At 44.1% G+C, this 9,264-nt stretch carries 9 protein-coding genes and 1 tRNA gene; 1 reads left to right on the forward strand and 9 read right to left on the reverse strand.

The genetic code is table 11. The features are described from left to right. Positions 1-54 precede the first annotated feature (54 nt). Positions 55-132: transfer RNA gene (locus tag ACFVAD_RS00310), tRNA-Arg, on the reverse strand. A gap of 393 nt (positions 133-525) precedes the next feature. On the opposite strand from ACFVAD_RS00310, the gene clpP reads away from it, so the two are divergent. Next, a complete protein-coding gene (gene clpP, locus ACFVAD_RS00315; protein WP_204412509.1) occupies positions 526-1,107 on the forward strand; it encodes an ATP-dependent Clp endopeptidase proteolytic subunit ClpP in 582 nt (193 codons plus the stop codon). Positions 1,108-1,563: 456 nt separating this feature from the next. Here clpP and ACFVAD_RS00320 read toward each other — a convergent pair whose 3' ends face one another. The 8 genes from ACFVAD_RS00320 to ACFVAD_RS00355 form a co-directional block, all read right to left on the reverse strand. Beyond that, on the reverse strand, positions 1,564-1,821 hold the full coding sequence (locus tag ACFVAD_RS00320) for an HPr family phosphocarrier protein (protein ID WP_386634656.1): 258 nt from the start codon (positions 1,819-1,821) through the stop codon (positions 1,564-1,566). Between the two features lie 36 nt (positions 1,822-1,857). After that, complete coding sequence (gene whiA, locus ACFVAD_RS00325; RefSeq protein WP_386634659.1) at positions 1,858-2,802, reverse strand: DNA-binding protein WhiA; 945 nt, start codon at positions 2,800-2,802, stop codon at positions 1,858-1,860. Positions 2,803-2,907: 105 nt separating this feature from the next. After that, the gene (locus ACFVAD_RS00330; RefSeq protein ID WP_386634661.1) at positions 2,908-3,873 is read right to left on the reverse strand and encodes a gluconeogenesis factor YvcK family protein; all 966 of its coding nucleotides are present in this window, start codon (positions 3,871-3,873) and stop codon (positions 2,908-2,910) included. Beyond that, entirely contained in the window at positions 3,873-4,763 is an 891-nt protein-coding gene (gene rapZ, locus ACFVAD_RS00335) for an RNase adapter RapZ (RefSeq protein WP_386634664.1), read from the reverse strand. Before rapZ ends, ACFVAD_RS00330 begins: the two co-directional genes overlap by 1 nt. Before the next feature lie 209 nt (positions 4,764-4,972). Beyond that, a complete protein-coding gene (locus ACFVAD_RS00340; RefSeq protein ID WP_386634667.1) occupies positions 4,973-5,431 on the reverse strand; it encodes an 8-oxo-dGTP diphosphatase in 459 nt (152 codons plus the stop codon). Between the two features lie 534 nt (positions 5,432-5,965). Continuing rightward, the gene (trxB, locus tag ACFVAD_RS00345; RefSeq protein WP_386634670.1) at positions 5,966-6,928 is read right to left on the reverse strand and encodes a thioredoxin-disulfide reductase; all 963 of its coding nucleotides are present in this window, start codon (positions 6,926-6,928) and stop codon (positions 5,966-5,968) included. A gap of 179 nt (positions 6,929-7,107) precedes the next feature. Further along, entirely contained in the window at positions 7,108-7,317 is a 210-nt protein-coding gene (locus ACFVAD_RS00350) for a hypothetical protein (protein WP_386634672.1), read from the reverse strand. A 106-nt stretch (positions 7,318-7,423) separates the two neighbouring features. Next, positions 7,424-8,863: a tetratricopeptide repeat protein gene (locus tag ACFVAD_RS00355; RefSeq protein ID WP_386634675.1), complete on the reverse strand. Its 1,440-nt coding sequence runs from the start codon at positions 8,861-8,863 to the stop codon at positions 7,424-7,426. Positions 8,864-9,264 lie beyond the last annotated feature (401 nt).

The raw sequence follows: 9,264 nt of genomic DNA on the forward strand, positions 1-9,264 counted from the left end.
AACATAGGTTTTTGCATGAACCCAGCTGTAAGTTTTTCCAGCCGTATGTAAGGTTGGCGCGCTCGGAGGGATTCGAACCCCCGCATGACGCGGTACCGGAAACCACCGCTCTATCCCCTGAGCTACGAGCGCATGAAACTTTTACGTGCTACCGATATTATAGTCTATACTCCTCAAAGTTTCAAGACAATGTTCGTTATAGTCCTATATTAATATTTCCCCCTTTATCCGACACCGTTTCCGGATTCCACTAAAGTGAGGTCCCCTTTAAACCATTTTCAAGTTTAATTCCCTCCCAGAATGGATATCATTATTACATGGAGAAAAATAGGTTTTTTTGCGATGGTTTTTATTTGACCATTATTGACCTTATATGTATGATAAAAGTACATAAAGTTTATGAAATACCTGCTGATTGATTTAGGTTCCCTAAGATTACTGTAACACTTTTTTTGTTGCGGAATTTAATACATAAGAACCTAGCAAAACTCAGGTTATTACCTAATTTAAAGGAGGAAAAGTGAGATGAACTTAATTCCTACAGTTATTGAACAAACAAGCCGTGGAGAGCGTGCATATGACATCTACTCCCGTCTTTTAAAAGACCGCATTATCCTACTTGGAAGTGCAATTGACGACAACGTGGCAAACTCCATTGTTGCTCAGCTACTATTCCTGGCTGCGGAAGATCCAGAAAAGGATATCTCGCTTTATATCAATAGCCCAGGCGGATCCATTACTGCCGGTATGGCAATCTACGACACAATGAACTTCATCAAGCCGAACGTCAGCACGATGTGTGTAGGTATGGCGGCTTCCATGGGAGCATTCCTACTCTCTGCAGGTGCTAAAGGCAAACGCTTTGCGCTACCAAGCTCTGAAGTCATGATCCATCAGCCACTTGGCGGTGCACAAGGCCAGGCAACGGAAATCGAGATCGCTGCAAAACGCATCCTATTCCTACGCGAAAAGCTGAACACGATCCTTTCCGAAAACACAGGCCAGCCGATCGAAGTAATCTCACGCGACACAGACCGTGACAACTTCATGACAGCTGAAAGAGCGCTTGAGTACGGATTGATTGATAAAGTTATTAAAAATAACTAATAGTTAGTTGAAGAACCCTGATTCGAATGGATCGGGGTTCTTTTACGTATTATCACCTTGTATATTTCGGTCGTGATTACTGCAGACTACCAATTACGCCCGGAAATTTCATTTTTCGCCCGATTTATCGGACTTTGCGCCCGAATTTTTATTTTTGCGCCCGAAAACCACTGCCTTTCGCCCGAAGAGAAGCCACTTTCGCCAGCTTCCACTTTTTTCCAGCGTCGGTATCCTCTCGGTAACTATGTTTTTCAATAAAATCACGCATTATCCTCGCATTCCATTTTTTAAACAAACGATTGTTTCACAACTCCCCGCAACTGCTCAACCACGTGTCGCAAAACTTCCCCAAACAAATTAACTTTTAAAAAAGGATTTCCAGTATAATACTCCGCCTCAAAAGCGGCTACACCAGCCCAAACAAAAAAAGGACACCATCCACGGCATCCTTTTCCCTTAATTCTCTTGCTGTACGTATGTGGTTAATGCTGCAATTGCATCGTCTTCGTCGTGGCCATCGGCAATCAGGGTGATGGTTGTTCCGGAACCGATTGCTAGGCTCATTAGGCCCATGATGCTTTTTGCGTTCACCTTTTTACCGTCTTTTTCTAGGAATACATCTGATGAGAAGCGGTTTGCTTCTTGTACGAAAAGGGCAGCTGGGCGTGCTTGTAAGCCTGTTTTCAAACGAACATCTACTTGTTTTTGTACCATTATTCTTCCTCCTCTATATCTATTTATATTTTAAAATTAATGAACCGTTTCTCCTGCACGTAATTTATCGGCGATCTCATCAATTTTGCGCAAGCGGTGATTGATACCTGATTTGCTGATGGTGCCGCTGGACACCATTTCCCCAAGCTCCTTCAGGGTCACATCCTGGTAGTTGACGCGGAGCTCTGCAATTTCCCTCAATTTATCGGGCAGGATATGAAGCCCTACAGTGCGGTCGATGAAGCGGATGTTTTCGACCTGCCTGATGGCAGCTCCTATCGTTTTGTTAAGATTCGCGGTTTCACAGTTCACGAGACGGTTGACACTATTCCTCATGTCGCGCACGATGCGGATATCCTCGAATTTCAACAGTGCTTGATGGGCACCGATGATACTGAGGAAATCAGCGATCTTCTCCGCCTCTTTCAAATATGTGATGAATCCTTTCTTGCGTTCCAGCGTTTTACTGTTTAAGTGAAACATATTCATCAGTTCACTCAAAGATTCGTTATGTTCGTTGTAAAGCGAAAATATTTCTAGATGATAAGAAGACGTTTCCGGATTATTCACGGACCCTCCTGCTAGAAATGCCCCTCGCAAGTACGAGCGCTTGCAGCATTTCTTTGCGATTAATTCCGGCGATATGTCACGGACAAAGGTAAAGCCGTCCTTCAGGATCTTCAGTTCATCCAGGATATAGTGCGCCTGCTCGGCATAGCGAACAATGTATACATTATTCTTCTTCAGCCTCATTTTCTTACGTACAAGCAGCTCGACACGTACATCATATATCTTTTTTGTCAGCGTATAGATCCTTCTCGCTATCGCAGCATTTTCCGTTTGAATGTCCAATATCAATTTCCGGTTGGAAAAGGAGAGTGAACCGTTCATTCGAATCAATGCGGCAAGCTCGGCCTTTACGCAGCAATCCTTGATTTCAATCGTTGTTAATTCTTTCTTTGTTTCAGAAGCGTAGGACACGATTGATCACCCCCCAGTGAATAATTTATGGGGAAGCGATGAGCCAATTTAAAAGGAAAACCCCTCATCTCTAACCACCTAAGACGTGCACCCGTTTGCATTTTTCTATTTTTCTTGCTGTATCATCGAGTATAAAAGCGCTGCCACTTTTTGTGTATCATGTCTAATATATCCATCTTCGTAACGGATAATCTTATCATGGACAATCTTCAGACCCATTTCGGACAATTTTGCGATGTCATAGACAACAGGAGTAGCATATTCCTTTTTGTAGCGGAATTTTATCTCTTCCGGAATATCCTCTTCGTTTACAAGAATCGTATCCATAAACGGACACCCAAGATGGTCATACAAGGCTTTTACATGATCGCTTGCTGTGTAGTCCAGCGTTTCGCCGGCTTGCGTCATCACATTGCAGATATATACTTTTTTAGCATCAGACTCACAAACCGCCTCCCCTATTTTAGGTACCAGCAGGTTTGGCAGGATACTAGTATACAGGCTCCCAGGCCCAACAATGATCAGATCCGCTTTCCTGATTTCCTCCACGGATTCCCGGAGAGGCTCCACGTTTTCTGGTGTCAGGAAAACTCGCTTGATCTTTTTACCGGAGTATGGAATTTTGGATTCACCGGAAATCACCGTTCCATCTTCCATTTCCGCATGAAGAATGACACTCTGGTTCGCTGCAGGGAGCACCTTTCCCCGTACATTCAATACCTTGCTCATTTCGCGGATTGCATGAACGAAATCCCCTGTGATGGTGGTCATTGCCGCCAACAGCAGATTGCCTAGTGAATGGCCGGATAGCCCATTACCCGCTTGAAAGCGATGCTGGAAAAGATCCTCTACCAATGGTTCGACATCGGATAGGGCTGCTAGTACATTGCGGACATCACCAGGCGGCGGAATCTGCAGCTCGTCCCGCAGTCTGCCTGAGCTTCCGCCATCGTCTGCCACTGTTACAATGGCGGTAATGTCCACATCATAGTGCTTCAATCCCCGGAGCAGGACAGGAAGACCTGTTCCTCCTCCAAGAATTACGATTTTCGGAAGTTTGGAACGACTCATCAGCGTTTATCCTTTCGTCGTTCAATATCACGATGTGTTATCAGCGTATCATAATCATCCTTGAAATGCTTTGCAAAGTACTCCGCCAATGTAACGGAACGGTGCTGGCCGCCTGTGCAGCCAATCGCGATCACAATCTGGCTCTTTCCTTCACGCTTATAGTAAGGAAGCATAAAGGTCAAGAGGTCTGTCAGCTTTTCAATGAATTTCTGTGTTTCCGACCATTTTAGCACATAGGAAGATACTTCTTCATCCAATCCGGTCATCGGTCTCATATGATCGATGTAATGCGGGTTGGGCAGGAAACGGACATCAAACACTAGATCCGCGTCAATCGGAATTCCGTACTTAAATCCAAAGGAAAGAACGTTCACCTTGAAAGTTTGTTTGGAGTGCGTTGCAAATTGTTTGAGGATTTTCTCTCTAAGTTCTCGCGGTTTTAAATTGGAAGTATCCAGAATCAGCTGGGCACGGCCCTTCAGCTCTTCTAACAACTCACGTTCATGCTCGATTCCCTCAAGCGGCAATCCGGATTTCGCCAACGGATGCGATCTTCTTGTTTCCTTATAGCGGCTGACAAGCACCGAATCCTTGGCATCCAGGAACAGGATCTGAGGCGTCACCCACGAAAGCTCGGAAATATCGTCAAGCGCCTCGAACAAGCTATCGAAGAATTCGCGGCCCCGGAGATCCATGACAAGGGCTACCTTGTTCATCTTGCTTCCGGACTCCTCCATCAGCTCCAAAAACTTCGGCAACAGTGTAGGAGGAAGATTGTCCACGCAGAAAAAGCCCAAATCCTCCAAGCTTTGAATGGCAACGGTTTTACCGGCTCCACTCATTCCAGTAATAATGACTAATTCCACATCACTGCTCGTACCTGTACTCATGCTTCTTCCTCTCCTTTATTGGTAACTGTTTTCGCATACATTATTGCTTTTTTCGAATACAATATATACACGTAAAATTTCCTATCATCGTGCTCTTTTCGGTGTATTAAATCATTTACTTTTTAAATAATGCATAGTTTTTTCATTGTAAAAAATCCAAAAGCCTATTTTTTACGTCAAAAACAACAAACTTTACGAAAAGAGCCTTATTAATTGGGATCCAGACGATAGGATAACAACTCGAATTCCGGCGTATACGTAAACGTACCAAAAATCATCCCTGATCCTTTTATCAAATAATCCAGAATATGAAAATCTCCCGGAGCCATCGGCAATTCCGCTATACTGTCAGCCTTATGCCATTCGATTTTGCCTTCCTCAGACTCCAACACGTTCTGGCCGTCAAATTCCGTCGCCAAAAATGTGAACATCATCCATTCTGAAACAATCTCATTTCCTTCTTTTATCACAAAAGTAAAAACACCCTTAAGGGCAGGATTTTTTAAATATATGCCTGTTTCTTCGCGATATTCGCGCACAACGGAATCCTTCACCGACTCCCCATGCTCCATCTTTCCGCCAGGGGCTACCCACCAGCCGCGTCTCGGCTTTTGCAGCAGAAGGACTTGATCATCACGCACTAATACACAATTTGTTACTCTTTGCATGATTCTTCACCTCAAATTTATTGGAAAAGCTCAGCAGGAACGTTCATTCTCCATACTGAAGCAAGGCTTTGTAAAATTATTCGATTTTCAGAACTAGCCAAGTGTATCATTTCTATTTTACTTTAAAAGGATGAAATAAGACACAGTAAAGTTCTACAAATTAGGGAACTTTGAGCTTGCTCGAAACTGGATTCAAAAAAGGTATCGATTCCAGATTTGTGAAAACGCTTTACTCCCATAAGTATAGCATAACAAAGGATACATGTAGAACAAGCCTGTTAGAATTTCTGACAATATGTAGCATGGATAGAAGTTAAGTAGAAGAAGATGTGAAAAAGAAGCAAAAAAAATTGGCACAGGAAAAAGGGAACCCGTGCCGTCAAACTATATTTATAAAAGGGGGTCAATTACTACTTATATAATAACCGATTATTGTTTCAAAGCTGTTACAGATTGGTTAAAGCACAGTTACGATTTGATTAAGAGGATATTTCGACAAGGTTATCTATAATCCTCCATCTACCGACAAGCGTCTTAGATTTTCTCTGCTTGCTGCGCTTTTAACTCTTCCAAAAGCTCTTCTACATAATGCTGTGCGCTTTGCGCAGCGATACTTCCGTCCCCTGTTGCCGTAACGATTTGTCGTAAAGTCTTCTCACGGATATCTCCTGCTGCAAAGATGCCGGGTACCTTCGTTTCCATACGCTCATTCGTTTCGATGTAGCCCATATCATTTGTGATACCAAGGTTCAGGAATGGCTTTGTCAGTGGAAGCATACCTACATAGATGAATATACCATCCGATTTGAAATCCTGTTCGGAACCGTCTTTTGTGCTGACAAGCGTCACACTGCCCACTTTTCCGTTCAGTTCATTGATTTCCTTCACTGTATGACTCCAGATGAAGTCAATCTTCTCGTTGTCAAAAGCACGCTGTTGAAGGATCTTCTGAGCACGCAGCTCATCACGACGGTGTACAATTGTCACTTTTGAAGCGAAGCGGGTCAAGTATACGCCCTCTTCCACCGCAGAGTCTCCTCCACCTACAACGACAAGCTCTTTTCCTTTAAAGAAAGCACCATCACAAACCGCACAATAGGAAACCCCGCGGCCGCCAAGCTCTTTTTCACCAGGAACGCCGATTTTCTTGTATTCCGCACCGCTGGAAATGATAACCGTGCGGGCTTTATAGGATTTGCCTCCCGCATTGACTGTTTTATATTCCTTGCCATCAACAATCTCTTTTACGTCACCGTATGCATATTCCGCACCGAATTTTTTCGCATGATCAAACATTTTTGTAGAAAGCTCAGGACCAAGGATATGGTCAAATCCCGGGTAGTTTTCCACTTCCTCCGTGTTCGCCATCTGTCCGCCTGGCATTCCGCGCTCGATCATCAATGTGCTCAGGTTTGCACGTGAGGTATACACTGCAGCTGTCATTCCAGCCGGTCCTGCTCCGATAATTACCACATCATAAATTTTCTCTTCTGTCATGTTGTACACTCCTTTAAATACTTTCTGTCGCTATTTTTATGAAAGGACCTTTGTTTTTCATCCTGTTTTTAAGAAGCCTATAATCTGTTTTTCGGAATACTTCTAGTAAAAGTATTCCCAGTTACTATCCTATATAACAGACTAGTTATACGTCCAATTTTTTGCTCATGCTCTATCCGTTAATGTGTTTTTCGTTCCTGGACAAACATTATAATGCTTAAAATAAAAAAATTCAGGCCAGCAATAATCGGCCACACAACAAGAAACCAAGGAGTGTTCTGCACACCATTGCCGATTGGCCCCACTTTTGGTTGACTTTCATAATAGAGTCCATACAAAGGAAGACAAATCATAAACACAGATAATAACAAGATCACGTACTTTCTCATGTTTACCTCTCCTAGCATTATCCTTTTACATTTATTGTAACATGATTCAATTTCAAAAAATCACAAAACAAAAAAGCCAAGACAGTGATATTGTCTCAGCTTCTTGTCAAGGTGTGGTGTCCATGAGGTCCTCTACCTTTTTCACATATTTTCTTATGGTGCTGACAGACACATTGTAGTGCTCCGCCAATTCCTTTTGCTTGGCTGCATAGCCATTATATTTGCTCCAGACATAATCAAAGGCACTTGCCCACGCTGGTGCATTTGTGAAGCTGCCCGTTTCTTTTTGTGCTCTAGCGAAAAGGACGAACCATTCCTTCACTGCCTGATCTGTCGAATGAAGCTTTAGTAGGGATGCTATCTCGTAGCCGATTGTTATGCTAAGCGGAACATCCTTTTTCTTGAGCAGGACTGCCATGGCAAAATCGCGTACACTGGAACTTGCATATGGCTGGTCGAGCACATTCTTTATGGTCGTTTTCTTGGAAAAGCTAAGCGTGAAAATCTTAAACAGCTGCTCTGCTTCTTCCAATTCCAGATCCACATCATCCAGCTGCTTCCATGGTTCCGTGCCCGCTTTTTCAGGGTTCATCTCCAACACTTTCGCCCATGCCTGCTCGGCAACTTGATAGCGCTCCGTATGATAGGCCGCATTTGCCAACCAGAAAAAGAACGTGCCATCTCCCTGGAAACCGTTGCGTTGCAGGGAACGCAGCCACTTGTAAGCAAGGTCATGACGTCCAATCAAGCCGAATGTCGCACCAAGCTTATAGCGATGCTCCACCAGGATAGGCGTCACCTTTTCCAATCTTCCTGCAAGAACTTTCATCTCATCCAGGTTATTTTCGTAATGGTAGAACACAAGAAGATTGCATAATGCATGAAGATTGCCAGGATTTTTATCCAATACATCCTCCAGCACATCACGAGCCTGAGTCAGATTGCCTTTATAAAAATAAGCGAGCGCCAAATTGTTGTACGCCGACCAGAACTGCGGATACTCCTCGATGATCTCCTCCAAAAGCTCCAGCGCTTCATCAAGCTGGCCTTTTTCCAGAAGATTGCGCGCCTTCTCCTGCATCACGATGAGATGATCCTGCCCCATCACATAATCCTCGGGCTCATCAGTTTCAATGGAAAGCAGATCCATCAGGTCCTCTGTATCCTCGACAAACTCCCCATCAGGCTCCATGGTCAAATATTCCTCGGCATGCTTTCTGGACTCCTGGAATAATCCAAGATACGCATAATTGTTCGCCAAAAAATAATGGCAATCATGCATCTCCGGCTCCAAGTTCTCCACAATATCCATCAACAGCTCGTTCGAACGCTGATAATCACCAAGCTCCGTCAGCACAATCGCCAACTGGCACATAATGGACGCATCACTCGGCTTCAAATCCTCCGCACGCTGCAGCCATTTTCTCGCTTTATATAAATCCCGCTTCCGATAAGCACGAATTCCCTTTTGATAAAAATAATCCCCATTCTGCGCAAATGGGATCACCTTAGTAACACTCTTCTTCAAATTCGGTTTCTCTCCCATTATAGCCTCCAACAAAACATACTTTACCGTTCGTAGTATAACACAACTCCCCCCCTCACAACAGATGGCAAAATTATTCAACAAAAAAACCCCTAAAAAAGCAGCAAAACAACCCTCTCCACACAAGCCAAAGCGCCCCCAGCGCTTCGCTCCCCCCCTACGCAAACCACCCTCCCCAAAACAAACTAAACAAAACCCAACCCCTCCACGATTTCGTCCCCTATAAATCCGACGGCCGCCTGGGGCTGACCCCAAAAACCAAACAACCTACCCCAACCAAACAACCTAAGCGCACCCCACCAACTCCACGACCACATCACTCGGGGTCTGGCCCCGGTCTTAAGCATCCCTCCCCAACAAAAAATCCAAAACCTCCAAACAACCCCAACCCAATTAAGCCA

This window comes from Sutcliffiella sp. NPDC057660 (assembly GCF_042800035.1).
In the GTDB taxonomy this organism is placed as follows: domain Bacteria; phylum Bacillota; class Bacilli; order Bacillales; family Bacillaceae_I; genus Sutcliffiella_A.